The sequence below is a fragment of the Nonomuraea sp. NPDC048882 genome (assembly GCF_040649755.1).
Lineage (GTDB): Bacteria > Actinomycetota > Actinomycetes > Streptosporangiales > Streptosporangiaceae > Nonomuraea > Nonomuraea maheshkhaliensis.
In genome coordinates this window covers 215,262-242,167 of sequence record NZ_JBEZGB010000015.1, presented here as the reverse complement: position 1 = coordinate 242,167, position 26,906 = coordinate 215,262, and the positions used below count along the sequence as shown (strand labels likewise).

At 68.3% G+C, this 26,906-nt stretch carries 25 protein-coding genes and 4 pseudogenes; 16 read left to right on the top strand and 13 right to left on the bottom strand.

What is annotated here, in order from left to right; all coding sequences use genetic code 11:
• Nucleotides 1–57: 57 nt before the first annotated feature.
• The gene (locus AB0C27_RS42395) at nt 58–399 is read right to left on the bottom strand and encodes a methyltransferase domain-containing protein (RefSeq protein WP_357857055.1); all 342 of its coding nucleotides are present in this window, start codon (nt 397–399) and stop codon (nt 58–60) included.
• Nucleotides 400–751: 352 nt separating this feature from the next.
• Between AB0C27_RS42395 and AB0C27_RS42390 the strand changes: the two genes are divergently transcribed.
• Nucleotides 752–1,558: an LLM class flavin-dependent oxidoreductase gene (locus AB0C27_RS42390; protein ID WP_357857052.1), complete on the top strand. Its 807-nt coding sequence runs from the start codon at nt 752–754 to the stop codon at nt 1,556–1,558.
• Between the two features lie 425 nt (nt 1,559–1,983).
• On the opposite strand, the gene AB0C27_RS42385 is transcribed toward AB0C27_RS42390, so the two are convergent.
• The gene (locus AB0C27_RS42385) at nt 1,984–2,400 is read right to left on the bottom strand and encodes a Tn3 family transposase (RefSeq protein ID WP_357857049.1); all 417 of its coding nucleotides are present in this window, start codon (nt 2,398–2,400) and stop codon (nt 1,984–1,986) included.
• Here AB0C27_RS42385 and AB0C27_RS42380 point away from each other — a divergent pair.
• The 4 genes and pseudogenes from AB0C27_RS42380 to AB0C27_RS42365 all read left to right on the top strand — a co-directional run.
• Nucleotides 2,392–2,604 (top strand): annotated as a pseudogene (locus tag AB0C27_RS42380) (IS21 family transposase); the annotation flags it as partial. The gene AB0C27_RS42385 and the pseudogene AB0C27_RS42380 sit on opposite strands and share 9 nt — an antisense overlap.
• Nucleotides 2,601–3,011, top strand: a pseudogene (locus AB0C27_RS42375) (ATP-binding protein); the annotation flags it as partial. The pseudogenes AB0C27_RS42380 and AB0C27_RS42375, both read left to right, overlap by 4 nt.
• A 22-nt stretch (nt 3,012–3,033) precedes the next feature.
• A pseudogene (locus tag AB0C27_RS42370) lies at nt 3,034–3,171 on the top strand (ATP-binding protein); the annotation flags it as partial.
• Complete coding sequence (locus tag AB0C27_RS42365; RefSeq protein WP_357857046.1) at nt 3,146–3,385, top strand: ATP-binding protein; 240 nt, start codon at nt 3,146–3,148, stop codon at nt 3,383–3,385. The pseudogene AB0C27_RS42370 and the gene AB0C27_RS42365, both read left to right, overlap by 26 nt.
• Nucleotides 3,386–3,553: 168 nt before the next feature.
• Here AB0C27_RS42365 and AB0C27_RS42360 read toward each other — a convergent pair whose 3' ends face one another.
• Nucleotides 3,554–4,609, bottom strand: a complete 1,056-nt coding sequence (locus AB0C27_RS42360) for a tyrosine-type recombinase/integrase (protein ID WP_357857043.1) — start codon at nt 4,607–4,609, stop codon at nt 3,554–3,556.
• 151 nt (nt 4,610–4,760) lie between these two features.
• On the opposite strand from AB0C27_RS42360, the gene AB0C27_RS42355 reads away from it, so the two are divergent.
• Nucleotides 4,761–5,972, top strand: a complete 1,212-nt coding sequence (locus AB0C27_RS42355; RefSeq protein ID WP_357857040.1) for a hypothetical protein — start codon at nt 4,761–4,763, stop codon at nt 5,970–5,972.
• 157 nt (nt 5,973–6,129) lie between these two features.
• Nucleotides 6,130–6,612, top strand: a complete 483-nt coding sequence (locus AB0C27_RS42350; RefSeq protein ID WP_357857037.1) for a hypothetical protein — start codon at nt 6,130–6,132, stop codon at nt 6,610–6,612.
• 342 nt (nt 6,613–6,954) lie between these two features.
• Here AB0C27_RS42350 and AB0C27_RS42345 read toward each other — a convergent pair whose 3' ends face one another.
• The 3 genes from AB0C27_RS42345 to AB0C27_RS42335 form a co-directional block, all read right to left on the bottom strand.
• Nucleotides 6,955–7,521 carry a sulfite exporter TauE/SafE family protein gene (locus AB0C27_RS42345; RefSeq protein WP_357857034.1) on the bottom strand — a complete coding sequence of 189 codons (567 nt, stop codon included), beginning with the start codon at nt 7,519–7,521 and terminating at the stop codon, nt 6,955–6,957.
• A gap of 111 nt (nt 7,522–7,632) precedes the next feature.
• Nucleotides 7,633–8,403 (bottom strand): hypothetical protein, encoded by a 771-nt coding sequence (locus tag AB0C27_RS42340; RefSeq protein ID WP_357857031.1) that lies wholly within the window; start codon nt 8,401–8,403, stop codon nt 7,633–7,635.
• A gap of 159 nt (nt 8,404–8,562) precedes the next feature.
• Complete coding sequence (locus tag AB0C27_RS42335) at nt 8,563–9,573, bottom strand: recombinase family protein (RefSeq protein WP_357857028.1); 1,011 nt, start codon at nt 9,571–9,573, stop codon at nt 8,563–8,565.
• A 301-nt stretch (nt 9,574–9,874) separates the two neighbouring features.
• Here AB0C27_RS42335 and AB0C27_RS42330 point away from each other — a divergent pair, with 301 nt between their 5' ends.
• From AB0C27_RS42330 to AB0C27_RS42315, 4 genes are all read left to right on the top strand, one after another.
• A complete protein-coding gene (locus tag AB0C27_RS42330) occupies nt 9,875–10,813 on the top strand; it encodes an ATP-binding cassette domain-containing protein (RefSeq protein WP_357857025.1) in 939 nt (312 codons plus the stop codon).
• On the top strand, nt 10,810–11,565 hold the full coding sequence (locus AB0C27_RS42325) for an ABC-2 family transporter protein (RefSeq protein WP_357857022.1): 756 nt from the start codon (nt 10,810–10,812) through the stop codon (nt 11,563–11,565). The genes AB0C27_RS42330 and AB0C27_RS42325 overlap by 4 nt, the downstream gene beginning before the upstream one ends.
• 4 nt (nt 11,566–11,569) lie before the next feature.
• On the top strand, nt 11,570–12,355 hold the full coding sequence (locus tag AB0C27_RS42320; protein ID WP_357857019.1) for an ABC-2 family transporter protein: 786 nt from the start codon (nt 11,570–11,572) through the stop codon (nt 12,353–12,355).
• A 312-nt stretch (nt 12,356–12,667) separates the two neighbouring features.
• Complete coding sequence (locus AB0C27_RS42315; protein WP_357857016.1) at nt 12,668–13,474, top strand: LLM class flavin-dependent oxidoreductase; 807 nt, start codon at nt 12,668–12,670, stop codon at nt 13,472–13,474.
• A gap of 320 nt (nt 13,475–13,794) precedes the next feature.
• Here the strand turns inward: AB0C27_RS42315 and AB0C27_RS42310 are convergent, their stop codons facing one another.
• The 3 genes from AB0C27_RS42310 to AB0C27_RS42300 all read right to left on the bottom strand — a co-directional run bounded on the left by AB0C27_RS42310 (nt 13,795) and on the right by AB0C27_RS42300 (nt 18,021).
• The gene (locus AB0C27_RS42310; protein ID WP_357857013.1) at nt 13,795–15,402 is read right to left on the bottom strand and encodes a Tn3 family transposase; all 1,608 of its coding nucleotides are present in this window, start codon (nt 15,400–15,402) and stop codon (nt 13,795–13,797) included.
• An 89-nt stretch (nt 15,403–15,491) separates the two neighbouring features.
• Entirely contained in the window at nt 15,492–17,459 is a 1,968-nt protein-coding gene (locus AB0C27_RS42305; RefSeq protein ID WP_357857010.1) for a tetratricopeptide repeat protein, read from the bottom strand.
• Between the two features lie 418 nt (nt 17,460–17,877).
• Nucleotides 17,878–18,021, bottom strand: a complete 144-nt coding sequence (locus tag AB0C27_RS42300; RefSeq protein ID WP_357857008.1) for a hypothetical protein — start codon at nt 18,019–18,021, stop codon at nt 17,878–17,880.
• Nucleotides 18,022–18,107: 86 nt separating this feature from the next.
• Here AB0C27_RS42300 and AB0C27_RS42295 point away from each other — a divergent pair.
• Nucleotides 18,108–18,191 (top strand): annotated as a pseudogene (locus AB0C27_RS42295) (PadR family transcriptional regulator); the annotation flags it as partial.
• Nucleotides 18,192–18,561: 370 nt separating this feature from the next.
• Here AB0C27_RS42295 and AB0C27_RS42290 read toward each other — a convergent pair.
• Nucleotides 18,562–19,149, bottom strand: a complete 588-nt coding sequence (locus AB0C27_RS42290) for a recombinase family protein (RefSeq protein ID WP_103964819.1) — start codon at nt 19,147–19,149, stop codon at nt 18,562–18,564.
• Nucleotides 19,150–19,733: 584 nt separating this feature from the next.
• On the opposite strand from AB0C27_RS42290, the gene AB0C27_RS42285 reads away from it, so the two are divergent.
• Both AB0C27_RS42285 and AB0C27_RS42280 read left to right on the top strand, forming a co-directional pair.
• The gene (locus AB0C27_RS42285) at nt 19,734–20,042 is read left to right on the top strand and encodes a hypothetical protein (RefSeq protein WP_357857004.1); all 309 of its coding nucleotides are present in this window, start codon (nt 19,734–19,736) and stop codon (nt 20,040–20,042) included.
• An 802-nt stretch (nt 20,043–20,844) separates the two neighbouring features.
• A complete protein-coding gene (locus AB0C27_RS42280) occupies nt 20,845–22,116 on the top strand; it encodes a hypothetical protein (protein ID WP_357857001.1) in 1,272 nt (423 codons plus the stop codon).
• 351 nt (nt 22,117–22,467) lie between these two features.
• Here the strand turns inward: AB0C27_RS42280 and AB0C27_RS42275 are convergent, their stop codons facing one another.
• Both AB0C27_RS42275 and AB0C27_RS42270 read right to left on the bottom strand, forming a co-directional pair.
• Complete coding sequence (locus AB0C27_RS42275) at nt 22,468–22,749, bottom strand: STAS domain-containing protein (protein ID WP_357856998.1); 282 nt, start codon at nt 22,747–22,749, stop codon at nt 22,468–22,470.
• Nucleotides 22,750–22,866: 117 nt separating this feature from the next.
• Nucleotides 22,867–23,793 carry a recombinase family protein gene (locus AB0C27_RS42270; RefSeq protein ID WP_357856996.1) on the bottom strand — a complete coding sequence of 309 codons (927 nt, stop codon included), beginning with the start codon at nt 23,791–23,793 and terminating at the stop codon, nt 22,867–22,869.
• 344 nt (nt 23,794–24,137) lie between these two features.
• Between AB0C27_RS42270 and AB0C27_RS42265 the strand changes: the two genes are divergently transcribed.
• Nucleotides 24,138–25,931 carry a prolyl oligopeptidase family serine peptidase gene (locus AB0C27_RS42265; protein WP_357856993.1) on the top strand — a complete coding sequence of 598 codons (1,794 nt, stop codon included), beginning with the start codon at nt 24,138–24,140 and terminating at the stop codon, nt 25,929–25,931.
• 70 nt (nt 25,932–26,001) lie between these two features.
• On the opposite strand, the gene AB0C27_RS42260 is transcribed toward AB0C27_RS42265, so the two are convergent.
• Complete coding sequence (locus tag AB0C27_RS42260; protein WP_357856990.1) at nt 26,002–26,301, bottom strand: Tn3 family transposase; 300 nt, start codon at nt 26,299–26,301, stop codon at nt 26,002–26,004.
• Between AB0C27_RS42260 and AB0C27_RS42255 the strand changes: the two genes are divergently transcribed.
• Nucleotides 26,300–26,851 (top strand): S1 RNA-binding domain-containing protein, encoded by a 552-nt coding sequence (locus AB0C27_RS42255; RefSeq protein WP_357856987.1) that lies wholly within the window; start codon nt 26,300–26,302, stop codon nt 26,849–26,851. The genes AB0C27_RS42260 and AB0C27_RS42255 overlap by 2 nt on opposite strands.
• Nucleotides 26,852–26,906 lie beyond the last annotated feature (55 nt).

Here is a 26,906-nt window from a genome sequence, read left to right as displayed (position 1 = left end):
GGGCCAGCACGCGGGCGATCTCCGCGGCCGCCGCCGGTAGATCCTGGATATGGTGGATCAGCAGGTAGAGCAGGGCCAGGTCGCACCCGTTGCCGGGCAGGGGATCTTCTCGGCAGTGCCCTGGAGATAGCTGACCGACGGGTGGGCGGTGAGGGCCGCGGCCACCTGGCGCATCCGTGCGGAGGGCTCGACGCCGTACACCGGGCCGCCAAAAGTGTCGGCGAGGGCTGGGGAGAACCGGCCGGTACCGCTGCCCAGGTCCAGGACCGTCAGCGGCCGCCGGGACGGCGAGTGCCGGGCGAATTCGGCCATCCAGGCGGCGATGACGTCGGGAGGCAGCGCTCGACCGCGGGCGTACACCAGGTGCTGACGGTCGTCGTATTTGATTCGTCTGAGCACACTGCCGAACCTATCCCGGCCGACATCGGCGGTCCACGTTCAGGACTGGCCGGACCTGCCGGTACGAGATTCTCTGCTCGATATCAGCCGTGGCCGGGCCCCTGATTCCAGGCGCGAAAGCGGCCCCACCTTCTCGTGAGTTCTCGCTCTGCCTGGTGTTGTACAGCGGCTGCCTGACTCCATGCCTCCCGCGCGGCGAGGTTGGCCTCGGCGACAGCAGCGTCGGCCTGCTCGCGGGTCTGCCGGATCTGCTCTACGGCTTCCTCTCGGGCGGCGCTCACCCGCTCGTCGGCGCCGCGCTGCGCGATCGCGGCACCCCAGAACTGTCGGTGCCGGGTGCTTGGGTGGGGGCATGCGTTATGGCATCGACGTCGCGATCCTCGGTGACCTCGCGGAGCCGGCACACCTCGTCACCCTCGCCGGGGAGGCCGAGGCCGCCGGGTGGGACGCCGTGCTGGTGTGGGACCACCTGGCCTTCACCTGGGGCACGCCATCGGCCGACCCGTGGGTGATGCTGGCCGCCGCGGCGCAAGCGACCTCGCACATCAGGCTGGGCACGGCGGTGACGGCCGTGGCCCGGCACCGCCCGGAACGGCTGGCCCAGACCGTGGCGACGCTCGACAGGCTGAGCGGCGGCCGCGCGATCCTGGGCGCCGGGCTGGGCGGCGTGAGGCAGGAGTTCACCGCCTTCGGCTCAACACGTCCCGGCGGGGTCATGCTCGACGAGGCACTCGACGTGATGATCTCCCTCTGGTCCGGCGAGGAGGTGCACCATCGGGGCGCTCATTACACCGTCGACGGGGTGCGACTCGCGCCGCTGCCCCTCCAGCGGCCCCGGGTCCCAGTGTGGGTCGGCGGCTCGGCTTCGGGTGCCCTTCGGCGTGCCGCCCGCTGGGACGGCTCGATCGTCGCCGGCGACGACCAGGAGGGCCGCATGACGCTTTCACCCGACTCCCTGGCCGCCCAGGTCAGTGAGCTGCGTCGGCACCGGGCAGACCCGGGCGGCCTCGACGTGGCGGTCATCGGAGTGAGCGAGCCCGGCTCGTCGGTCCGGGCCTACGCCGACGCGGGCGCCACGTGGTGGCTGGAGCACCTCCACAACTACCGGGGGTCGATGGAACGACTGGTGCGGCGCGTCAAGGCGGGCCCGCCCGTGTGAAGTACCTGCGGTGCGCGTGTGGCTCAGGACAGCTTGATGCACAGGCTCACAGCGTCCCGGCGCGTCAAGGCAGTTCGTCGCGTTCCTCGGCGCCTCCTACGTGGAGACGCTGCGGCACAATACCGCCGTCAGCGCCGCGCCCACCGGCATCACCGTCTCCGTGGCGGGCGTCATCGCCAACCTGGCGTGAGCGGTCGTTCACCGTGCAGGTCCTCGAACTCGGCACGGTCAACCCGGTTGCGCTGGTCATCACGACAGCGGCGCTGGTCATGACGTTCGTGCTGAAGAGGCCGATACTGCGCCTCCTCGGGATCTGCGCGCTGCTCAGACATCGGCACGGCGCTCCTGCCCAGGTAGTGGCCAAGAGCGCCACTGTCGTTATCGCGCCCGGCCCGACCCGCAGGGGAAGAACCGCAAGATCTGGGCTACTCCGGTTCGCGCTGGGCGGCGCGCTCGCCGCTGCCCAGTGGTAGACGCTTGGCCACGTCCAGCCGCACCTCGCCGTAGGGCTGGACGTGCTGCCAGAACAGCGGGGTCAGTCCGCGCCGATCGGCGGGCTTGAGCAGTTCGGCCCATTCGGGGTCGGCGAGCACGTCCTGGAGCATCAGGGTGTCGATGTACACGGGCGCGGCCTGCAGGATGCGCAGGCACAACACGCTCATCTCCAGCTCCTCGCGCCGGTTGGTGGCGATGTCGCCGCCCTTGCCGTAGAAGATCACCAAGTTCGCTCCGTTGGAGGACCCCACCACGTTGAGCCCTTCCTGAATCTCCCGCTGCAACTCGCGAAGCCGGAGATGGCGGGCAACGAAGATTGTTTTCTGCGCCCGGCCAAGGCCGCACACGGCGAGCAGAAGCTGATCGCGGCGCTGGAACGGGCGGTGACCTTCCGCCGCTGGCGAGCCGAGGACGTCCGCTCGATCCTGGCCGCCGGCGCAGGCACCCCGCAACCGGCGCCCGCCGGCCAGGCGCTGGTGCTGGAGCTGCCGCCGGTCCCGACCCGGTCGCTGACCGAGTACACCCTGGACAAGATCGGACAGGTGTCATGACCGCCCCCACGCCCGCGCCACTGGCCGCCGACCTGGACGGCGGGCTGCGCCGCCTGAAGCTGTCCACGATCCGCCGCCTGGCGCCCGAACTGCTCCTCACCGCCCGCACCCAGCGCTGGAACCCTGAGGAGTTCCTGCGCACGCTCATCGATGCCGAACTGGCCGCGCGTGATGCCTCCAACGCCCGCGCCCGGATGAAGGCCGCCGCCTTCCCCGTGCTCAAGACCATCGAGGAGTTCGACGTCGCGGCCTCCTCCATCCCGAAAGCGACGTTCGACTACCTCGCCTCGCTGGAATGGATCCGCGCGGCGGAGAACTACTGCGCGGTCGGCCCGGCCGGCACCGGCAAGTCCCACAGCCTCATCGCACTCGGCGTCGCCGCCATCCAGGCCGGACACAAGGTCCGCTACTTCACCGCCGGCGGCCGAACTGGTCGAAACGCTCTATCGCGGACTGGCCGACAACTCCGTCGGCCGCGTCATCGAGAACCTGCTACGCGACGACCTGATCATCATCGACGAGGTCGGCTTCGCCCCACTCGATGACACCGGCGCCCGGCTGCTGTTCCGGTTCGTCGCCGCCGCCTACGAACGCCGCGCCCTCGGCATCGGCTCCCCACTGGCCCTTCGACCAGTGGGGACGCTTCCTGCCCGAACACACCACCGCCGTCAGCCTGCTGGACCGGCTGCTGCACCACAGCATCGTCGTGGTCACCGAGGGCGAGTCCTTCCGCATGAAACAGGCACGAACCAGGACACCAGCACGCCTGACCAAGAAGTAGTCAACTTCGAAGAGATGGGGACTTCTACCTGGCCACCAGCGGCGACACGCACTTGGCCGTTGACAGTTGCCCGGGTCAGGCCAGGTGCACGATACCGGTGGTGTCGATGGGGGCGGTGGATGAGCCTGACTCGGTCTGCGCGTCTGCTGTTCTGTGCGTTTTTGCTGGTCAGAGCCCCACGTTGCGCATGGCGTTGTCGCGCCAGCGGTCCACGGCCCTGATGTACCGCAAGACCACCGGTGAGGCGGGCGCCCAGCGGCCGTGCTTGGCGATGACCGCGACCGGGACGCCGGCGGCGTAGGCCACGGTGGCGCCGCCGGCACGCAGGCTGTGCGCGGTGAAGGTGTCGGCCGAGGGCACGCGGGCGCGGACGGCGAGGTCGCGGACGATGGTGTTGACGGCGTCGGCGCCGAGCGAGGGCCCGATCGTGCCGTGCCGGTCGATGCGGCGCAGCAGCCGCCCGGAGGCGTGTCCGGCCTGGTCCAGCACGTGCAGCCAGTCGCGCCAGGCGGCGACCGGGTCGGTCAGTGGATGGCTGCCGCGCGGGATGGCGATGGTCTCGCCGGCCGAGTCCTTGTCGGTCTTGGAGGTGCGGATGGTGACCTCGATGCCGTCGGCGACCTCGCGCACGTCCTCCCGCTGCAGGGCGACGAGTTCGCTGCGCCGGCCCATCAATGCCAGGCCGAGCACCAGCAGCAGCCGGTCGCGCCGCCCGATCAGCGTCGTCAGGTCGCAGGCGCTGACCATGGCGCGCAGCGCGTCGATGGTGACGGGCGGGGCCTCGCGCTGGCCGCGACCGCCGGCCTCGGCGCGCTGGCGTTTGTAGGCGCGCAGCGCCAGGCGGGCGGTTTCGGTGGCGGGCTGTGCGGGGTGGCCGGCCAGCCGGTGCATGGTGCGCACGGCGGCGATGGCCTGCTCGATGCTGGCCGGGGCCTGGCCGCCCTCGCACAGCGCCGAGGTGTATTCGGCCAGCGTGTGCGCGGTGGCGGGCAGCGCGATCCGGCCATGCTCGGCGCACCAGGCGGTGAAGGCGGCCCATTGCCGGGTGTAGGCGCGGCGGGTGTTGGCCGGCACGCCGTCGGCGATCCGCTCCCGGGTGCGGGCGCTGAGCGTGTAGTCGGCGGCGGTATGCCCGCCGTCGTGCGCCGTATTCTCTGCAAGCGGGTAAATCGGCGGCCGCTCCCCCGCCACCGGGGCCGGCAGCGCCTCCCGCTCGTCGTGCACGCCCCGTCTCCCGCCCGCTGTGGCACCGGTCCGGTGCCGCGTTTCTGACCCGCGATAAGGAAGGTTATCATGGGTCAGCCACTCGAATATTAGCGTTTGCGAACGCCCGTAAATGCTGCGATCGAACGCTGCGAACGCTAGCCTGCTGCTTGTGGCAAACGATCAGAAAACTGTGCCGGCGGACGTACCGGCCGAACGTGACGACCAGGCCGATAGCGGGACAAACGGAATCACCGAGCAGCTGCGGTGTGCCGGCCCGGGCTGTGCCAAGGCCCTGCCCGGGCGCAGCAGCCGGGCCCGGTACTGCAGCGACGCCTGCCGGGCGGCCGCTTACCGGGCGCGCACCACCGCGCAGGCCGCCCCCATAGCGAACGCGCTGCTGCGCACTCAGGATTTGCTCGCCCCGCTGCTGGCGGCTGGCGAGCAGTGGCAGGCTGCCCAGGAGGCGCTAAGCGCGCAGCTCGCTGAGCTGAACAGCGGCGCGCTGGCCCAGGTGGAGGCCGCCGAGCAGGCCGCCGAGGAAGCCCGCGCCGCCGCCGCGGCGGCCGAGCAACGCGCCACGACCGCGGCCAACACCGCCACCACCCGGATCGCCGCCGCAGACCAGGCCCGCGCCCAGGCCGAGACCACCCGCGACCGTGCCGAAGAGCGCGAGCAAGACGCCTGGCGACAGGTCGGCGAGCACCAGAACGCCCGCACCCAAGCCGAGCGGCTCGCCACCGCAGCCGCCGACCGGCAGCGTCAGGCCGAGCACGACCGGGACGCCGCCCACCGGCGGACCACCGAACTCACCGACCTGCACGCCACCGCGACCGCGCGCATCACCGAACTGGAACAGCAGACCGGTGAACAGCAGCACGAACTCGCCAACCTCCGTCGCCAACTGAAGGAACAGGAAGCCCGGGCCCGGAAAGCCGAGCAGGAACGCGACCAAGCACGCGGCATGGCCGGGGTGCACGCCGAGGAGGCCGACCGGCTGCGCCAGGCGCTGGCCACCGAACAGCAGCGGCGCGAGCAAGCCGTCACTGCGGCCGCCGTGGCCGAGCAGGCCCGCGAGGCCGCCGCCCAAGCCCGGACCGACGCCGCCGGAGAGGCCGATCGACTGCGTGGCGAACTTGCCAGCCTCGCCAGCGCGCTGAAGACCGCTCAGCGGCAGCGCGAGGAGGCCGTCACCGCCGCTGCGGTGGCGCAGGCCCTGCTGCACGAGCAGGAGAGCTCACGCCTGCCCGAACACGCCGGCCCCGGTACAGGTGATCCCGCCGCTACCGCCGATGTCATCGAATCGGCACGTCCGTCATCCGGTCGAAGTCCCACCCCAGACGGCTCCAAGCCGGGCGACGCACCGCCAGCCGGCCTCGCATAACGCGGACGGCAGCCGTGCGCCATGGTCATCTCAAGGTCGGTTCTGGCAGGATATTTCGGTGCTTCCGCTCAAGGTTCGGCCAGACCTCATCCGGCGTCCATCTGTTTGACCGGCGCACCGGGCTCAACCTCGTTCTGGAGCCGTCGAGTACCGGGTCATGTTCGCCGTCGCTGGCGCCACGGAAGATCTCGGTGGCGCTGAGCAACGCGTGCTGCGGGCCGAGCACACTGTCTATGTCCGCGCCCGCCTGGAGGAGCAGGTCGTTTTCGATTCCAGGACCGGTGAGCACCGTCCGTGGTCACCTACCTACCGCAACAAGCACATGACCGCGCTGCGCCAGGTGATCAAGATCGCGTGGCAGCTGGGCCGGGTCACGGCCGAGGAATGCGACCGCGCTGTGGGCGTCCGACCGTTCGAGGGGGTCCGTCTCCCGGCCGAGGAGCAGCTCACCCCGGCAGCGGGTGCCACCGGAATACGGCGGAAACGGGCCGCGGGACGACATAACCGCAGGTCAGCGTTGAGCCAGCGCTTCGTACGCAGTGGAGCGACCGATCTCGAGCGTGCGGGCGGCCTCAGTGACCGACTCGCCGTCGGCGACTTCCACGGGGCTGGGGAACCTGCGGACAGCGGTTATCGCTGAGAATGATCTTGGTCGTGGGTATTGGTGATCCGTCGGTTCATCGCCCGGCGGTTCGGCGTCGTCGGGCTGCGCGGATCTCGGCGTCGGTGACCTTGTCGTCCAGCAGCGCGTACAGCTGGGTGGTCTCGGCAGAAGCGGGGGTCAGAGAGATTTGGAACGGAATCCGGCGTTAACGGGGTTCTCCCAGGTCAGTGAACCCCTGCCGTTGCGGTCTTCCAGACGTGGTTAACGCCGGATTCCGTTCCATCGCACGCAGGGAGCTGAGGGGAAGGGAGGAGGTGTTCTTCGCCGCGCGGCCAACCGGTACGAGGGACGGTGTTCGCGCCGGTGTGTCGCAAATGGTCAGGTGTGGCGGGCCATCTTGATGGCCGAGATCAGCAGGACGACGGCCAGGGCGGGGATGAGGACCAGGTCCGGAATGGCGCCGAGCAGGAGGCCGCCGAGCAGAGCGCCGGTGATGGAGCCGACCATGACGGCGGCGAAGCGGAGGTTGGCGCGCAGGACGGCGAAGCTGCCGTCGCGGCTGTAGCGGGCGAAGGCGACCAGCATGGTGGGCAGGGACACGACCAGGGACATGCTGCCGGCGGTCTTGATGTCGAGGGAGTAGAGCAGCACGATCGCAGGGATCAGCAGCTCACCGCCGGCCACGCCCATGATGGCCGCGACCACGCCGATGCCGAACCCGGCGGCGACCCCGGCGACGGTCTGCGCCGGGCCGGGCAAGGACAGCGCGCCCAGGGCGGTGGTGTGAGTGAGCAGCACCAGGGCGGCCGCCATGAGCGCCATCAGCGCCGCGAGCACCTTGTAGAGGGTGGCGGTACGCATCCTCACCGCCCACCACACTCCTGTCGGCTCGGCGTCCGCGCCGTCTGCGCGGTACGGGCTCTCTACGATCCCGTACCGCCACATGGGGCGCGCGCCAGGCCCCCGCGCGGAAGGTAGGGCGCGCCGTCGGGTACCTCCGGGTGCGGGGCGCTGCGCTGCTGTGGCGGCCCGCGCTCACCTGCAGCTCGGGTTCGGTCATCGGTGGCAGGCGCTGCGTTGCCGGTAGAGCTGGAAGCCCTGCTCGATCATGACGGTGGCGGTCACGGTGCACCAGAACAGGCTGCTGATGGAGCCGGTGATGCGGATGGTGGCCACGTCGCCGGCCTTGGCCACGATCTGCCGATCCAGGATCGACAGCGTGCCGAACGCGTCGCCGTGGGCCAACGCGCTGCAGCCGCTCCAGACCACCTGGGCCACATCGGCGCCCAGCGGCGTCAGATCTCCGGCGCCGCGCACGATGTGGCTATAGGCGGGGTTCTTCAGCGCCGCCTTGGTCTGCTCCTCGGGCGTGCCGGCGGCGATCAGCAGGCCGGTCAGCCGTTGCAGGCGCTGTTCCTGGGTCTGCGCGGCGGGCTGCTGAACCAGGGCCCGCATCCGGAAGGAGTCCCTGGTCTCCTTGGCCTGCAGCGCCAGCGGCCGGCTGATGCGGGTCAGGCGGTCCTTCGGGCCGACCAGCCACACGGCGCGAGCGGCGTTCTCGATCGCGCCGCGGATCAGTGAGGACTGGGCGTGGGTGTGGATGCGCACCTCGGCGCGCTCCCCGTTCACGTCGCCCAGCAGCGAGGACTTCAGGCAGCCCAGGTGATCGACGGCCACGGTGAGCGCATGCCAGGCCGCGTGCGAGACCTGGTACGGGTCGGTCTTGGCGTCGTCGCCGGCCAACGCGCTACGCGGGTCGACCCGCCAGGCATCCGGCTGCTCGCCCGTCAGGTGCTGCCAGCGGTCGATGCGGGCTAACCACTCCACCAGCTGGCGTAGATCATGTTCTTCCTGAGTAACCACATCATGAGACGCTACGGTCCTGCCCGGTTTCGCAGCCACCGCATTTCCCAGCCATCTTCCGGGCACCACACACCCGCCGGGCGGAGATGGCCTCACCAGCGGGCTCACCAGGGCCTCACGGCGTCACCTCGGTCGACCGGCGGCGTGCAAGGCGGCGAAGTCGGCGTGGGCGGCCTCAACGGCCTCGGGGTAGGCCTGCATCTTGTCGTGCTCGGCCAGGGCCCGGTAGATGCTGGCCAGCGACGGGTTCTCGCCCTTGCGCCTCCCGGTGGGGATGATCAGGTCCGTGCGGATGTCTTCGACGCGTTCCCCGGCGGCCTTGCGGCGCAGCACGGTGTGCAGCATGTCGTCGGTGATCACCGCAGGTCGGCCGCCGTGCCTGCCCTTGCGGGCGGCGGCGTCCAGGCCCTCCAGGGTGGCCTCGCGGATGGCTTCGCGTTCGGTTTCGGCCATCGCGGCGAAGAACGCGAACAGCATCCGGCCCGGCCCAGCCGGATCGTAGATGCCAGCCAGTGGCCCGGCGAGCATCTCCAGCACCAGGCCGTGCGCGGTCAGGTGGTCGGCCAGCGCGGTCAGCTCGGCGGCGTCGCGGCCCAGCCGCTTCATCTCATACACCGTCAGGATGACCCGGCAGTGCGGGGCGTGCGCCTTGATCTGCCGGGCCAGCGCGAGCGCCGCCTCGAACTGCGGGCGTACCTTGACCCGGGTCGAGATCTTCTCGGAGAAGATCTTCTCGCGACCGATCCCGTGCGCGGCCAGCGCGTCCAGCTGTGACTGCAGTTCCTGGGTGAGGGCGGAGCAGCGGGCGTAGCCGATCCGGATGTCCGCCGACGGCCGGTCGTCGGTGAGCGGCGGAGGCGGCGGGGTACCCGGCCGCCACGGCTGGCCCGGGTTGCGGTTGGCCGGAGTCAGAACCCGCAGCAGCTTTGCCAGCCGGGCGACTTTCGTGAATCGGCCCGTGTGGTAGGTGCCGGCCACCGCGCCCGAACGCGACCGGCACGGCGAACCGGCCGCGACGGCGAATCGCGGGCACGGATGACGCTCGACGTCATCCGCGTCGCGGGTGATTTCCTCGCCGATATCGGACGGCAAGGTGGATTCGGCGCTTTCCGCACGTTTCGAGGCGTGGGGCATGCCGCAGATTTTCTCAAAAACATTTCCCGGAATCCGGCGATCGGCTGACTTGCATGAGAACGAGTTCTGAGAAGAAATCGGCCCTCTCCGGCGATCGGAACCGGCCTCCTGGGCCGTCTGGTGATCTTCTCTGGCAATAGATCATTTATGAGAACGCGCAGTCCAGTGGCTACCCAGCGCTACATTGCGTCCGTTTGCGACACGAGTGGGGAAGGCCACAGAGGAGCCGACCCCTTCAGTCCGGCCGGAAGGTCGTGAAAATGACTGACATCGCGCGTGCCCTTTAGAAAAGAATCTCTGCATGATCCGAGTCGAGGGGTTAACCAAGGTCTTCCGTCGGCCACGCACCTTCTCCGGTCCGCTGGGGGCGTTGCACACGCTGGTCACCCGCCAGTACGAGGAGAAGACCGCCGTCGAGGACGTCAGCTTCGCGATCGACGAGGGCGAAGTGATCGGCTACCTGGGACCGAACGGCGCCGGCAAGTCCACCACGATCAAGATGCTCACCGGCATCCTCACCCCGACGAGAGGCACCGTGGAGGTCGGCGGCCTGGTGCCGTGGCGCGACCGCTCGGCCAACGCGCGCAACGTAGGCGTCGTCTTCGGCCAGCGCAGCCAGTTGTGGTGGGACCTGCCGTTGATCGAGTCGCTTCGGCTCGTGGGCTCGCTCTACGACGTTCCCGCCGCGCGGTTCGAGACGTCGCTGAGGAAGCTGCGCGACCTGCTCGCGCTGGACGACTTCCTCGACACGCCGGTGCGCCAGCTCAGCCTGGGCCAGCGGATGCGCGGCGACCTGGCCGCCGCCGTGTTATACGAACCGCGGCTGATCTATCTGGACGAGCCGACCGTCGGGCTGGACGTGCTGGCCAAGGAGGCCGTGCGCGAATTCATCGTCGAGACCAACCGAACCGAGCACACCACCGTCATCCTGACCACGCACGACCTGGCCGACGTCGAAGCGCTCTGCAAGCGGATCATCCTCATCGACCACGGCAAGGTGCTCTTCGACGGCGCTATCGACGCTCTGGTCAACGAGCCCCGGCGGCTGATGGTCACGCTCGAATCCGAGCCGCAGGAGGTGCGCGGCGTGCCACGGGACACCGAGGGACGCTATGTCTTCGACATCCACGACGACCTGCCCGGCATGATCGCCGCGATCTCCGCCGAACACAGCATCCGCGACCTGTCCATCGTGGAACCCGACCTGGAGAGCGTGATCAAAGGGATCTACTCCCGATGACGCGCATCGGCTTCCGCCTCGCCCTGGCCTACCGCAGCAACATCATCATGACCTGCGTGACGCTGGTCGCCCAGGTCTTCCTGCTGCACATGATCTGGACCTCGGTGTACGGCTCGCGCCCCGCCGTCGCCGGACTCACGCTGGAGGCGCTGCTGGCCTACCTCACCCTGGCCAACCTGCAAGCCTTTGCTACCCACACTCTCGTGTCCCGGACGATCCACGACCGCATCCGCACCGGCATGGTCTTCTTCGACCTGGCCCGCCCTGTCGGCTACCTCAGACAGATGGCCGCCTTCCAGGTCGGCAACACCCTGGGCGGGCTGCTGCTGCTCGCCCCGGTGATCCCGGTGATCCTCCTGGTCGGCTCGATCACCGTGCCGGTCAACGGGCTCGGTTACTTGATCACGCTGGCGCTTGGATACGTGATCGCCGTGCAATTGGCGCTGCTGATCAGCCTGATCGGCTTCTGGACGATGGAGACCGGTGCAATCTCGCTGCTCTACCGGCTGGTCAACCAGTTCTTCGCCGGGACGATGGTGCCGCTCGCCTTCTTCCCCGGCTTCCTCGGCGTGCTGGCCGACATCCTGCCCTTCAAGTACCTGGGCTACGTGCCAGCGGCCATCTACGTCGGACACATCTCCGACGTCTCTGGCCCTGTTCTGATCGAAGTCGCCTGGATCGCTGCGCTGAGCGGCTTGCTTGCGCTGACCTGGTCCCGGGCGCATCGGAGGGTGGTGATCCAGGGTGGTTGATATCGTGCGTTCCCTGCGCCTGTACGTCCTGCTCCAGCAGGCCTCCGCCCGCAGTGTCATGCAGTACCGGATGAACACCGGGATCGGCATCCTCAGCGGAGCGCTCTGGCAGGGCACCGGATTCGCCTTCATCTGGGTGGTGATGAACACCTTCCCCTCACTGGCGGGCTGGGGCCTGGCGGAGATCGCCTTCCTGTACGGCCTGCGCCTCACGGCCCACGCGCTGGCCATGATCCCCATGATCAGCGTGCACGACATCCACTGGGTCGTGCGCAACGGGGAGTTCGACCGGTTCCTCCTGCGCCCGCTCAACCCCCTGGTCCAGCTCATGGGCAATAAGATGGGCATGGGCCAACTCGGCGACCTGCTCGTGGGCGTGACACTGCTCAGCATCGCCGCCCGGAACGTGCCCGTCGGCTGGAACGCCTGGTTGGTCGCCTACTGCGTGGTGGCCGTCGTGGGCGGCGCGCTCATCGAGGCAGCGTTCTTCCTCGCACTGTCGGCACTGTCGCTGCGCATGGTTGACACCTCCGCCCTGCGGGTGTTCGTCGACGACGTCTTCAGCAGGTTCGGCTCCTATCCGATGAAGGTGTTCGGCGGCGTGACCGAGTGGCTGCTCACCTTCGTGCTGCCGGTCGCCTTCGTGGCCTACGTGCCCGCCGGCGTCGTCCTGGGCAAGCTGGATAGCCCGTGGGCGCTGGCCGGCCCGCTGCTGGGCGTGGTCCTGATCACGCTGGCGTACCTTATTTGGAGGCGTCAGCTTGACCACTACCAGAGCGTCGGTCACTAGACCGATATACGAAATGCTCACATAGGGTTTGATCGCCTCCGAGGGAGCTTCAGAGGCTGTCAGAGCTGGACTGGCTGCGCCACCGCCAACAAGCCGCCGACTGACCCGAAGGCTCCCATACCATCGGGGCCGCCATGCGCGGGCCCATCGTTATCTTGGGTCTTTGAGCGTTCCCGCTGGTCAGCTCAGTAAGGCAGGTTCGGCAAGTAGATCGACCTGCAGCTCGCTCGGTGTGACAGTCATGGGGTCGAACTCGGTGCGTGCGCGATCGCGGCCCCAGAAACTGTCGGTGCCGGGTGCTTGGGTGGCCTCATGCGTTATGGCATCGACGTCGCGATCCTCGGTGACCTCGCGGAGCCGGCCCACCTGGTCACTCTCGCCCGAGAGGCCGAGGCTGCTGGGTGGGACGCCGTGCTGGTGTGGGACCACTTGGCCTTCACCTGGGGTATGCCATCGGTCGACCCGTGGGTGACGCTGGCCGCGGCGGCGCAGGTGACCTCGCACATCAGGCTCGGCACGGCGGTGACGGCCGTATCCCGGCATCGTCCGGAAAGTCTGGCCCAGACGGTGGCGACGCTCGACAGGCTGAGCGGCGGCCGCGCGATCCTGGGCGCCGGGCTGGGCGGCGTGGAGCAGGAGTTCACCGCCTTTGGCTCAGCCCGTCCCGGCCGGGTCGTGCTCGACGAAGCACTCGACGTGATGACCTCGCTCTGGTCCGGTGAGGAGGTGCACCACCGGGGCGCTTATTACACCGTCGACGGGGTGCGGCTCGCGCCGCTGCCGCTCCAGCGGCCCCGGGTGCCGGTGTGGATCGGCGGCACGGCTCCGGGCGCGCTTCAGCGTGCTGCGCGCTGGGACGGCTGGATCGTCGCCGGCGACGACCGGGAAGGCCGCATGACGCTTTCACCCGACTCCCTGACCACCCAGGCCGGTGAGCTGCGCCGGTACCGGGCAAACGCAGGCGACCTCGAGGTGGCGGTCATCGGGGTAAGCGAGCCGGGCTCGTCGGTCCAGGCCTACGCCGATGCCGGCGCCACGTGGTGGCTGGAGCACCTCCACAGCCACCGAGGGTCGATGGAATGGCTGGTGCGGCGCGTCAAGGCGGGCCCGCCCGTGTGAGGCACCTGCGGTGCGCGAGTCGTTCAGGACAGTTCGACACACAAGGCGGGGCTCCGTATGGGTCTAGTCTCGCCCTCCCGCCGCAGACACGGCGGCAAACGAGCACACGCGGATCCGAGAATGCCTGCGACGAGGCGCTGCCATTCCGCACGAGAGAACGTGCCCATGGAGGGGTCTCGTGCGGAACCAACATGCCTGACAACCCATAGATATCGGTCAGGTACGTTCGGACACGCCAACATGCCTTACATGCCTGACCGCTGAGAGCCACCCAAGATAACGTCCGCCACCGTGCGGACGGCTTCCTCCTTGACCTCGGATTAATGCTGGCCGGGGATGCGCAGCGGCCGGAAGTTCCCCTCGCGGACCGTCTCGGGCAGGGAGAAGTTATAGCGGCCCAGGAAGTTGAGCCACTCGAAGCCCAGCGGGGACAGGCGGGCGATGTCGGCGGTGGCGATCTTCTTGCCCTCGGCACGGATCTGCTCCAGCGCCCGGGCCGTGTAGACCGTGTTCCACAGAATGCAGACGTTGGTCATCAAACCCAAAGCCCCTAGTTGATCTTCCTGGCCTTCCTTGTACTTCTGCCGCAGTTCGCCCTTCTGCCCGTGGAAGATCTTGCGGGCCAGGGTGTGGCGGGCTTCTTGCCGGTTCAGCTGGGTGTTGACCCGGCGGCGCAGCAGTTCGTCGTTGAAGTAGGAGGCCAGGTAGACCGAACGATCCAGTTTGCCCAGCTCTATCAGGGCGCGGCCGATCGGGGTCGGGGTGCCGCCGCCGGTCAGGTAGCGAAACAGCTCGGCCGGGCGGACCTTGCCGGTCTGCAGCGAACCGGCCACGCGCAGCAGGTCGTCCCAGTGGTCGTTGATGAGGCCGATGTTCACCCGGGTTTTGATCATCGTGTTGAGACGGCCGTAGAAGGCGGTCGGATCGGCCCGGTACAAGGTGGCGCTGCCGACATCGGCCAGCCGTGGGGAGAACTGCCAGCCCAGCAGCCGGAAGACGCCGAAGGCCAGCTCGGAGGGGGCCCCAGTAGCAATCGCGGAAAATCCAACGGATATGGGTCTGACCTGCATGGATGGGCTCTGGGCCCGCCGTCCCATGATCGTGTTTCTCAAGGAGTTCCCGCAGGTCAGCAGCACACCGTTGGATTCTGCTCCATTGCTACTGGGACCCCTACCTGGGCGACCGAGGCGATCTAAAGCCCGCCCGACCGCTCGCATGAACGTACCGGGCGGATTTCTCGGCCCCTCGTCCTTCAGCAGGAAGACCCACAGCAACGCAAACAGCCTGCGACATTCCAACAGCCTGCGCTCCTCGGCGGAGTCGAGTTCGAAACACACCTCGCTCTCGCCATGGACCCAGCACGACACGTGCTCCGCCATCTCCGCGACCTCGGTCGCCCGATCGCTGCGCCCCGACTCCTCGAAATCGACAATCCTGACGCGCACGCCGTCCCACAGGAAGTTCGCCGTGTTGCCATCACTGGCCCCGAACACCGGCCGAACCCCACGCTCGCCCGGCTCCCACCCGGACAGCCACCGCGCGCCCTCTCTGACGGCCTGGTCTGCCAGCTCGTTCTTCGGCTGCCATCGCCCGGCCCACGCGAGCAATTGATCCCTGATCCGCTCCACCGGCCACAACCGCTGCGGTACTTGGTCGAGTACCTGCCGGGGCACGGCGCTATGCAGCCGATCCACCGCCTCCACCAGTTCCTTCTCCGGTACGGCAGGCAGCAGGAAGAGCGGCGTGCCCTCGATGCGCGACATCACCACCAGATCGGTCCCGTACTCCACGGGTGAGGGCGCGAGCCCGGGCGCGTGCTCCGCGAGCAGCTGCAGCGCCCGCCATTCCCGTTCGGCGCCGCCAGGCTTGCCGTCGATGAAGCGTTTGCGCACCAGGTCGCCGTCGATCTGCACATCGTGGGTCTGCATGAGTGGATATTGAACCAGCCATGGGCCACGCCGCGGGCTGGGCCGAGTGGGGCGTTCGGGCTACTGACCGGCTCGCCCGGGCCGAACCGTCAACGCGCGGCCTTGCGGAGAACCGCCGCTGCCCGCGCCGCGTACGGCCCGGCGCCATCGGCGATCGTCCGCAGCATGGCGCGCGCCGAATCACGGTTGCCCCTGGCCACGGTCCAGCGGGCGTAGTGATAGGCGGCACAGGCGTCGGCTCCGGGCGCGGTGCTCGGCTCCCGGGATTCGCCCGCCAGCTCGTACGCCGTCCGCGCGGCCTCCTCCTCACCGGCCCCGGCGAGAAGGTCCCCGAGCCTGCGGATCGACCACTGAGCCTGCACTATATCGAGGTCGAGCCATGCCTGGTGGAACGCGGCCCGCGTCCAGGCCGCGCCCGCCGCGACGTGTTCGCCCCGCCCGTCCAGCAACCCCGCCAGGCTCAGCGCCGCCCGCACGCGGTCACCGAGATAGACGAACCCCCTCTCGGCCTGGCTGAACGCCGCGCGAGCGCCGTCCAGGTCGCCCTGTTCCGCGCGGACGATGCCGAGGTCGTAGGCGGGGCCCGCCGCCGCGTCCTCGTCGGGCTCGGTGAGGGCGGCTCCGCGCCGCAGCCAGGTGGCGGCCGTCTGAAGGTCCTTGCTTTCCTTGCCGGCGAGGCCGAGGAAGTGGCAGGCGTTCGCCGCCACTCTCGGGTGCGCCTGTTCGGCCGTCAGTACCAGCCGGGCGAGGCCGTCGAGGTCGTTGTTGTCCTTCAGCAGGCGCAACAGCTGGAAGGCGACCTTCTCCGAGCAGGACGTGCGTCCCGACCCGGCCTCGATGAGGCCCTCGGCGAGGGCTAAGCGGTATCCCTCGGCCGGCCTGCCGGTCGCCACCACCACGTCGATGACCATGTTCACGGCGTAGTCATCGTTCTCGCGCGTCCAGACGGTGGCGAGGTCGAGGCCGAAACCGGCGGCGCGTTCCAAGTCGGCGGGTTCGGTGAGACAGGCCAGCGCGGCTCGGGCGCGATCGGACTGCCGTTGCGCCAGTATCGTGCCGAACCGAGCCACCGCGGCGGACCCGCAGGCATCGGTGAGCGCCCGCGACGCCGTGTCCTGGTCGGTGTCCCGGAGGGCGCGGCAGGTCCGCTCGGCCCAGGTCTCCGTGCCGGCCAGCCGGCGGGCCTCCCGGACCAGGTCGATGCCGCCCGACTGTTCGGCGAGCGTGAACATGGCCCGCGCCTCCTCCTCCGCGCCGCTCGCCCGCAGGAGGACGCCGAGCTTGAGAGCCACCCGGGAGACATATCGCCCGTCTCCCGGGACGGGCCGGCAGGCGACGCTCTCCGCGTACGCCGCCCGGGCCGCCTGCGGGTCGCCCTGCTCGGCGTACAGGTCTCCGAGGTAGAGCAGCGCTTTCATCCGTTCGTCCGGGTCCTGCGTGCCGGCCGCCAGCCGGTAGGCCGTGGCGGCGCCTGCGGCGTCGCCCGCTTTCTGGCGGAACCAGCCGAGGACGAACGCGGCACGTGTGTCCCCGCCCGCGGCCAGAGCGGCGTACTCCTTTTCGACGTCCACCGCCTCCACGGCCTTGCTCACGTACGACGTGGAGCCCCAGCTCTGGCCGAGCCGCAGCGGGGTCAGACAGCGGGGATCGGTGACCTCGACGTCGTAGTCGCCCTGGGCGAGCAGGTCCTCGTCCTGCCAGCCGCCGTCATGCTCGTAGTAGAACATCGCCAGGCGGTCCCAGGCGTCGTCGTCCAGGGGGTGGTTGCGGGTGACCACGCGTTCCACGCCCGCGACGAACAAGCGGGTGTGGCGGTCGACCCACTCCTCGTCGAGGAACTCATCGAGCCCGACCAGGTCGGCCAGCGGCCCGCCATCGTGCCCGCGAGCGTCGTCCGCGCCCTCCCACAGCACCCGGAAGAAGAAGCTCGCGTCGTTCGGCAGCAGATCGTCCGTCCCCCAGGACGGCTCGTAGTAGACGACGAAAACCCGGATACGCACGCGTCGCCGCTCGCGGTCGACATCCAGGACGCGCACGCCGAACAGATCGGTAGACATCAAGGCCCTTCCCGCCGATGCAGGGCGCATCGCCCTTCCCAAGTACTGCGCTGATGATCGCAGGCCCCACCGACAAGAGGACACCGGCGCGGCACCACGACGACAGCGGTAAGGAAGAGAGGCCACCGGCTGACGGCCGCGCCTGCCAGAGTGAACGGACTCGCCCCCCTTGCACGGGCTTTCCGGCGGGTCCGGCTGCAACCGCGTCACACGGTCATGGCGGCGGCCGCACGAAGTTCGTGGACACCGCCGGTGATTGTTCCGGGCCTCTCTGAAGGACTCGCCGATCTCACTCGGAGCGCGCCCCAGCGCCCACAGATCAAGAGTGGCCCAGGCCTGCGACGGCCCAACCCCCAACCGGCTCACCCGAACCCGGGCGGCCCGGCCCGGATCGGGTGATCAGGGCCGGGCCCGCGGATCAGTTCGACATGCTGGCGAACGTACCGGCCTTGTAGGAACCGCCCGGATTGCGCAGCATCACGCCGAGCCGGTTGGCCGCGTTGATCTGGGCGATCAGGCAGACCAGCGTGGCGACCTGGTCGTCGTCGTAGTGCTTGCGCACTTCGGCCCAGGTCTCGTCGGAGACGCCGTGGTGCGCGTCGGCGAGCCGGGTGCCCTCCTCGGCGAGCGCCAGTGCGGCCCGTTCGCCAGGTCCGCGCGGATCTGGAGTCGTGAGGCGCGCACGAGTGGTCCACCGCCACGTCGGGCTCGGTGTACCACGCGCTCAAGAGGGCCCGGCGCTCGGGTCGCCGTCACCAGGGGCAAAGTAGCTCTGCGTAATCGTGGTTCGAGTGGCTCGCAGGCATGGAAGCCAGCTTGAGACGGTGGCAATGTAACTTAGAGTTGCGTCTCAGGTTCGCTACGTCGCGATCACGGCTCGGACGTACCGGTCGGTCATACGTTGCGTGCATACGGCCCTTGAGCAGCAACCAATCGGCCAGTGGCGTTAGCGAGCCCGTGGGGGCTCGGGCTATCGCCACTGGTCGTTTGGATGCGACCGCTCATGGGCGCGGGTCACAGGCCCCATTCGGATGATCCTGCCCAGGGAGGCCTGGAGTTCCTATGGCTACGGCGTGTAGCGAGGTGGGCGTAGATCCGCTATCTAACTGGGGGTTTCTGGAGCTCCGTGGATGATGCGGTGGATGGTGGACCGGCCGACGCTGTATTCAGCGGCCAGGTCGGCCAGGGAGACCTCGCCTTCGGCGTAGCGGCGGCGGATGGAACGCCGTGCCGGTTCGGGCAGCTTGGGCTGCTTGCCCTTGAGCTTGCCCCTTCTCTTGGCCAACGCCATGCCCTCGCGGGTGCGCTGGTGCCCGATGTTTGCTTCGAACTCGGCGACCATGGCGAGGGTCTGCAGGAACAGGCGCCCGAACGGGTCGTTCCAGTCGTAGACGGAGGCGCTCAACCCGAACAGCACCCCGCGGTCGGACAGGTCGGTGAGGATGTCGTTGGCTTCGGCCATGTTGCGGGCAAAGCGGTCGAATTTTGTGACGGTGAACACGGTGCCGTCCCAGACGGCTGCGAGGGCCTGGTCGAGGCCGTTCCGGTTGCGACGGGTGGTGCCGGAGAAGCCGCGATCGATGTAGATGCGGTCCTCGGGGACGCCGAGTGCGAGAAGCTGCTCGGTCTGGATGATGACGTCTTGTTCGTCGGTGCTGCAGCGGGCGTAGCCGACACGTGCTCCGTTCACGCTCTGAAGTGTTCCGGATAGGGAGCCTTCACCGGAACAGTTCGCGGAACACCTATACGGGACACCCCGACCTGGGGCGCTGTCTCGGCCAGCGGGTGTTCCGGTGGGGGATCGGCTTTCGGAACACCGCCGGACCGCCGGGCGAGATACGACTGTCACCTGACGGGGTCCCGGTAGCAATGAAGAAATTTCCAACGAAGTAGCGCGTGACCTGCGATAACGGAGCGTCGTCCGACTGACGTCTCGGTTCGATCACGGCGTTGGATCATCCTGCGCGGTGCTGGGTTGGTGGAGTTCAGCGACCCCGGACTCGGGTTCGTGGTGGAGGGCGACGCGATGGCAGCGTCCTAAGCCCCACTCGAGTCCGCGTCACCCAGCCGCAAAGTCGCGCTGCGTAATCGCCGCTACTTTTTGTGATTATGAGATTGATCGTCTCAGTGTCGAGTAACGACCGTTATTCGACACTGAGATGACCAACCTCGCGACCACACAAAGTAATGACAGTTACTCAGAGCTACTTTGCGGCTGATGACACGGACCCGAGTGGGGGGCCAGATGGGTCCGCCCCTTGGACGCGCGAGTGGGTGACCGGGTGGCTGATCGGGCCGGCGGTGTCGCTGCTCGTGCTGGCTGTGTTCGGCGCCCGCGTCTACCTGATCACGCGCGGTCAGCCGATCCGCTCGCCGAAGCTGATACGGATCGAGCGGTTCTTTCTCGCGGCGATGCTCATGCTTTGTGGCTGGCCCCACCTGCCCTGGGTCGACGACGCGTTCAGTCTCGGAGGGCTGGCGCTGCACGTCCTGGCGCCAGTCGTCGCGATCGCCGTCGTGGCGGGCCTGCCGATGATCCTCACCAGGACGGATAACGGGCTCAACGAGCGCGGCGCTGCCTGAGTGCGATATCTCGGCGGCGTCCGCGGCTCCGGACGGCCGGCAGCGTCACTTCGTTACGGCGTCCCGTTCCCGAACGTGGCCCCAGCCCCAAGGTAGATCGTTGCCGCAGGTCAGGACCTTGGGTGGCAGGCCCGTTTCGGCAGCCGTCGCCCGTCCGAAGATGACCGGAATGGTGGCTTGGGAGCCCCCATCACGCTGACCTGCGGCCCAGCGATCGCGGGTACCGGACAGAGCGCATGTTCTATGCGATCACGGGCCAGATGGCGGCTGGGGCCGCGTTCGGGACCGGAGAGCCGGACTGGGGCTTTCGACCGTCCGCGAGCGCACTGCGGATGGTGCGGGCGAGGCGCAGTCTTCGCGCCCACAAAGGTGTGGTAGGTCTCTGTCGTTTGGCGGGGCTAGAGGTTCGGGCCGGTTGGCCATCCAACGCAGCAGCCGGAACGCCCGCTCGCCCTGCGCCGACGGCCCCAAGAGGGCGGTCATCATGGTCAGGATCAGCACGGACAGCTCCACGGTGTAGAGGACGACGGCCAGTCGCAGATCGAGCAGCGCAACGGCGCCCGGAACACCCAAGATCGCCGCGACCATCCCCGCGTGGCCTTTCCACGTGCCCGTCACGGACGCCTCCTTCGCGGTGGGCTGTCGACCACAGCCGATACCGCAAGGGTCGACCACGACAATCAGGGTGCTGACGACCACTTACACCCCCGCCGAAATTGACCTGGTTCGTCCTCGGATTCCCTTAAGAACGATCATTCTTCTTACGCTTGCTTACATCCACATACAGGCTCAGGATCGAGGCATGGCCCCGCTCTCCAAGCCCAGCCTGGAAGAAGGACCGCTACGCGACCTGAATGACGAGCTGCACCGACTCCATGCACGCGCCGGGAAGCCGAGCACTCGCGCGATCAGCGATGGCACAGAGCTCCCTAATCACACCGCTGCCCACGTCGTCTTCACCACGACTAAGCTGCCGAACCTGCGACATGTACTTGCCATCGGCGCGTTCCTGGTCGAGCGGGACCCCGGCCGGCTCAGCGAGCGAGCACAGAGGGCCCTGCTAGATCATCTGGACGCTCTGTGGACCGCTGCCCAGCGTGGAAGCCCCACCGCGGTCATGCAGCCGACGAGGACCTACCAGACCGAGCCGTTCAGACTCGGCCGGATGAAGTCGACCCTTCTGATCGTCGAAGGCGATGGCGGCCATCCCATCGCGCAGCAGAACGTCCGGCTCGTCATCGACAACCGGATGGTCGAGGTGCCCGAGGAAGTCCGTGAGTGGCGCGAGGCCATCGTCGAAGAACAGAACCAGGTCGAAGCGTCCGGGCGTCAGCCGATGTGGAACGGCTCGAGCTACGCCGTGGATTACATCTCGGTGTCCCGCACACCCGACGCCGAGGACTCACGGGTCTCCATCGGACTCCAGTGGTCGAACTACTTCACCTTCCTCGCCGCCCAGCAGCTGGACCGGCCGATGCGGGACGGGCAGACGCTCCGCTCCAGGTACCTAGAGGGCAGGCACTGGTCCTCGGTGCCGCCGTTCATTTCCAGCAGCTTCGGCATCAACGTCGCTGCGATCACGGCCGACGACCAGATCATCTTCTCGAAGCGATCCGGCCAGGTCGGCACACAACCGAACGTGTGGAACTCCTCGGCGAACGAAGGCCTTTCCCGGAACCTCGACTCGACCGGCACTGAATCCCCCGATCTCTACAAGGTCGCGGAGCGAGGGCTCAAGGAAGAACTGGGCATCGCCGACGGCGACTGCAACCTCCAGTTGCTCGGCATCACCCTGGACGTACGTCTGCACCACTGGGGCTGCATCTTCTCCGGCCGGCTGAAGTACACCGCCGAGGAATGGCTGGAGAAGACCTCACAAGGCGCCGCCAAGGACCGGTACGAGCACCACAGCCACGAACTGGTCGAATTCACTCCCGAGAGCGTGCTTAAACAGCTCATGAAGATCAACGATGAAGACGCCTGGGCCCCGGTCGTTCCCGCCCTGTATTACCTGACACTCGTCCGCCACTTCGGCAGGCCCGCCGTGGAGAGAGCCGCAGCCAACCTGCTCTAACGGCTCTCCGGTCCCGAACGCGGCCCCAGCCGCCATCTGGCCCGTGATCGCATAGAACATGCGCTCTGTCCGGTACCCGCGATCGCTGGGCCGCAGGTCAGCGTGATGGGGGCTCCCAAGCCACCATTCCGGTCATCTTCGGACGGGCGACGGCCGCCGAAACGGGCCTGCCACCCAAGGTCCTGACCTGCGGCAACGATCTACCTTGGGGCTGGGGCCACGTTCGGGAACGGGACGCCGTTACTCGCTGGAGGCGTTGTCGCCGTACTCGACCCAGCTCTGGGCGATCGGGTCTCCATGACGCGGGGGTCAGAGAGACTTGGAACGGAATCCGGCGTTTGCGGGGTTCTCTCAGGTCAGTGAGGTGACCAGCTGCGTAGAGCCTCTCGGCACGGCGACCGGCGGGCCTGCCTCGCCGGTCGCCGCCGGGCCGGGAAGCAGTCGGAAGATCCGGTCCAGGCCGGTACGATGCAGCAGCCGCGCGCACTGGCCGCGGGCCCCGGTCAGCACCAGCCGGCCGCCGAGCTCGCGCGCCCGCCGCTCCGCGCCGATCAGCGCGCCCATGCCTTCGAAGTCGCAGAAGGCCAGCCGTGACAGGTCCACCACCACCGCGGCTGGCTGGCCGGCCAGCACGCGGTCCGCCTCGGGGCATGACGAGCATCCGAACGAAAAGTCCCGTTAGCAGAGCAGCGTTGAGCGGCTTGCCGTGACTTTCCGTTCAAATGCGTCTCGCCGAAGGGTTTTCGCAGGTCATGACGGATGCAGTCGGGTGGCCTGAACGGCTGTGACACGGGCGGCGAACACGCGGTGCGCCTTGCGCTCGGCCGGGCCGGCATCGGCGAGGGCAGCGCTCTGCTTCAGCGCGGCGCGGTGGAGTGCGAGCGGGGCCGTGATGCGGACCGAATAGCCGTGGCCGCGGCGGATGGTCTGCCCGGAGGCGAGGGCCTGGCGGACGGTTTCATCACCAGTGGTACGCAGGTGATCGGCGAGCAGTCCAGGCAGATCGAGGGTCGCGTCCGGGCCCAGCGCGGGCACGCGATGCTGCTCGCTGGTGTCGGTCGGCGGCGCGTCGAGCTGGTCGGGCAGGTTGCGGGCGCTGGCGGCGTCCAGGATGCGGCGGATGGTCTTGGGAGCGACCTGGTGACGTCGGGCCAGGGCCTTGACGGCAGCACCCTGGCGGTACTCCTCGACGATGGTGGCGGCCTTGTCCTGGTCGAGGGCGGCGGGGCGGCCGAGGGTCTTGCCGGCGGCCTTGGCGGCGGCGACGCCCTCGCGAGCGTTCTCGCTGATCATGTCGCGCTGGAACTCCAGCACGGCGGCCAGGACGGAGACCATCATTTTGGTGCCGGGGTCGTCGCTGGCCAGGTCGATGCCGGACAACAGTCCGGATTCGACGCGCAGGTGGAGGCCGCGGCGGATGAGCACGGGGCGAAGGGCGAGGATGTCGGCGACGGAGCGGAACAGGCGGGCGGCGTCGGCGATGCGGATGGTGTCGCCGACGGCGGCCTCGTGCAGCAGCGTGGTGAAGCCCGCGCGGTCGAGGGAGAGTTGGCGGCTGGAGGTGGCGGGGTCTTCGTAGGCGGGGGCGCCTGCGGCCAGCAGGGCGGTGAGGGCGTGCCTTTGGCGGGCGTCGGTCTGCTTGTCGGTGGAGTGCCGCAGGTAGACCCGGTCAGCCACGCCGGGCATCCGCGGAGTGGTTGCCGGTGGAAGGGATCTCCGTGCCGTTCCAGTCGGTCTGCTTGAGCAGGGCCATCGTGTCCCCTTCCCGAAGGCCGGCCTTGTGGTAGCCGGTGGGTGTCTGCGACCACTCTAAGGGGGCGGAAAGGGGAGGCGGAAGTCTGGACCGGATTCCATTGGATTGACCGGCCGTTTCCGCAGGTGGCGGACGGCGGTTTGATTGGATCCGCATGTGGGGGCGCAATCGGCCGATATCGGCCCCCGGTGCGGACCTGACGTCTGAGGGTGGTTCGTAAAACGATGATCACCGAGCGGGTGCCGAGTACATGTGCGAACATCGGGCGATGCTGACCGAAGAGATGGTGGTTGACGCGCAGATGCCCGTTGTTCCGGTGATTTCGCCGGATGGGCGGTGGGTGGCATATGGCGTGATGCCGGGCAAGACGGTCTGGGTGGCGGGGGTGGACGGGAACGCGCCATCGAGGAAGCTGGGGGAAGGGATCGACCCCAAGTGGTCAGCTGACTCGCAGTATGTCTACTTCCGGACGGAAGCGCAGCTGCATCGGGAGCGGGCTGAAGGGGGCGATCGTAGGTCGTGGAAGGGCGAGGTGGGCACCTACCTGCCGCTCGCCGACTCCTACACCGTGGTCGTGCTCTCTCCGGACCCTAGCGAGAGAGATCCGTGGGTGTGGAGCGAGGCCGGGAACCATAGCCGGCTGCGGCTGCTCGATCTGCAGAGCGGTGCGGTCAAGACCCCAGAGGTCTTCCTGGGGCGGCATGTGGTCGAAGTGGCCGAGCGGCCCGGGGGCGGGATGCTCGCCGTACTCACGCAGGAGTCGGCCGACCCCGATCCCGGCGAGCTGACGCCACGCCTGCACCTGTTCAACCCGGCAACCGGCGAGGTGCGGGAACTGGGCGCGGCGGCCGTGTCGGCGGGTTCGCTCACCTGGTGGGAGGCAGCGGACGGGTGGCATGTTGCATACATCGCGACGACACCGCCCGGCATCGCCGGCGGGAACGCTGTGCTGGATGTCGCGCTGGCGGAAGGAGAGCACCGTAATCTCACCGAAGGTCTACCGGTCTGCCCGCTCAACCTGACCTCTGGCGGGTTGGCTCTGGTCGCGAACGGGCTGGACTCCGCGATCCATCGCCTTGACCCGGCCACGCGAAGGCTCGTCGAGGTCCTGCCCCTGCGGGGGTTGGCGTGGTGGCTGACGGCCAGCGCGGACGGCGCGACGGTGGCAGTGGCCAGGAGCGAGGCGCACGAGGCACGATCGGTCTTCGCGGGTCCAGTCCAAGGTCCGTTGGTACGGCGCAGCGACACCGCACCCGAGCTGCGGGACATCGAGTGGGGCGCCCAAGAACGCCTTTCCTATCGCGCGAAAGACGGGTTGGACCTGGATGGCCTGCTCGTCCTGCCACCCGGCAAGTCCCGCGAGGACGGCCCGTTCTCCTTGGTCACGATCGTGCACGGCGGGCCTTATGGACGCTGGGCCGACCAGTTGCTCCTGCATCACTACGAGCCCGCGCAGTGGTTGGCCGCCGAGGGTCACGCCGTCTTCCTGCCCAATCCCCGGGGTGGCCAGGGTCACGGGCACGCCTTCGCCACGAACGGCACTCTCGGGAGGGAGGAGTGGCATGACCTGCTCACCGGCATCGACCTGCTGATCGAGCAGGGGGTGGCTGACCCGGACAGGTTGGGCATCGGCGGCTACAGTCACGGCGGATACATGGCCGCTTGGGCAGTTGGTCAGACCGACCGCTTCAAAGTGGCGCTGGTGGGTGCGGGGATCAGTGACTGGGGCATGCTCGCCGCGACCGGCGAACTCGGCGCGTTCGAGGCGGCGCATGGCGGCAGCATCGGCTGGGAGGGGGTGGGCCCGCACCCACATGACGAGCGGAGTCCCATCTCCTACGCCACCAAGATCCGAACCCCGGTCCTGATCGTTCATGGCGCACAAGACACCAACGTCCCGCTCAGCCAGGCGGAGTTCCTTCACCGGGCCCTGCGCAGTTTCGACGTCGAACACGAGTTCGTCGTCTACCCGCGCGAGGGCCACAACATCGTCGAGCGAAACCACCGTATCGATCTGCTACGCCGTACCAGAACGTGGTTCAGCCGCCTGAACGGGTCTTAATCAGTCCAGTCGATCTCGAGAGAGACCACCGTTTTCCAGCCCACGACGGTACCTATTTGGGGCTCCGGGGCTAGAGAATCTCATCCTCCCAGTCCGGCTCGTCGGGGTTGCGGAGCTGCCGGACGCCAGCGGGACCAAGGTCGGGCTGGGCGAAGGAGTAGGTGCCGATCACGTTGATGTGCTGGCGGACGAAGGGTGACAGGCGTGCGACGTCTTCTTCGACCATGGGGTAGCCCTCGGCTTTGAGCCGATCGAGAGCCCGGTCCATGTAGAAGGTGTTCCACAGGGTATCCGGGGCTGCGATCTTGAAAAGTATTGTCCTTGCAGGTCGATCGCTTGCGGTCGCGTCCGCATGAGAATGTAGTGGCATGCCAGAGCCTGCCCTCAGCGACCCGGAGAAGAACTTCCTGCGCACGTTGCGCCGAGGTCAGCGCATCGAAGGAACGGTGATCGAGATCGCTGACTTCGGCGTCACCTTTGTTGATATCGGTGGATTCACCGCGATGATCAATATTCCTGAGCTGTCGTGGCGTCGCATCAACTACCCCGCTGACGTCGTTTCCGTTGGGCAGCAGGTCACCGCCGAGATTCTTGATGTAGATATCGAACGCGGGCGGGTGGCGCTGTCGCTGAAGGCGCTGCAGGATGATCCGTTGACTGAGCTTGAGCAGCAGATCGGATCGCTTGTCAGCGGGCCGGTCACCAAGATCGTGCCGATCGGGGTCTTCGTCCGCGTGGAGGACAGAGACGACGGCTTCGAGGGTCTCGTGCCGAACACGGAGCTCGCAGGCAACGAGGTGGAGGTCGGCGACATCCTCACCGTGGGGATCAGTCTGGTCGACGTTCCCCGACGGCGGATCGGCCTGACTCTCGCGCAGGCGCCGGTGGACCTCAACGCGTTCGGCGATGGCCATGTGTGACTTTGCGCGGTCGATGTTGGCTCTCGTCTCGCCGATGTCTGGTCACGGAGATGGA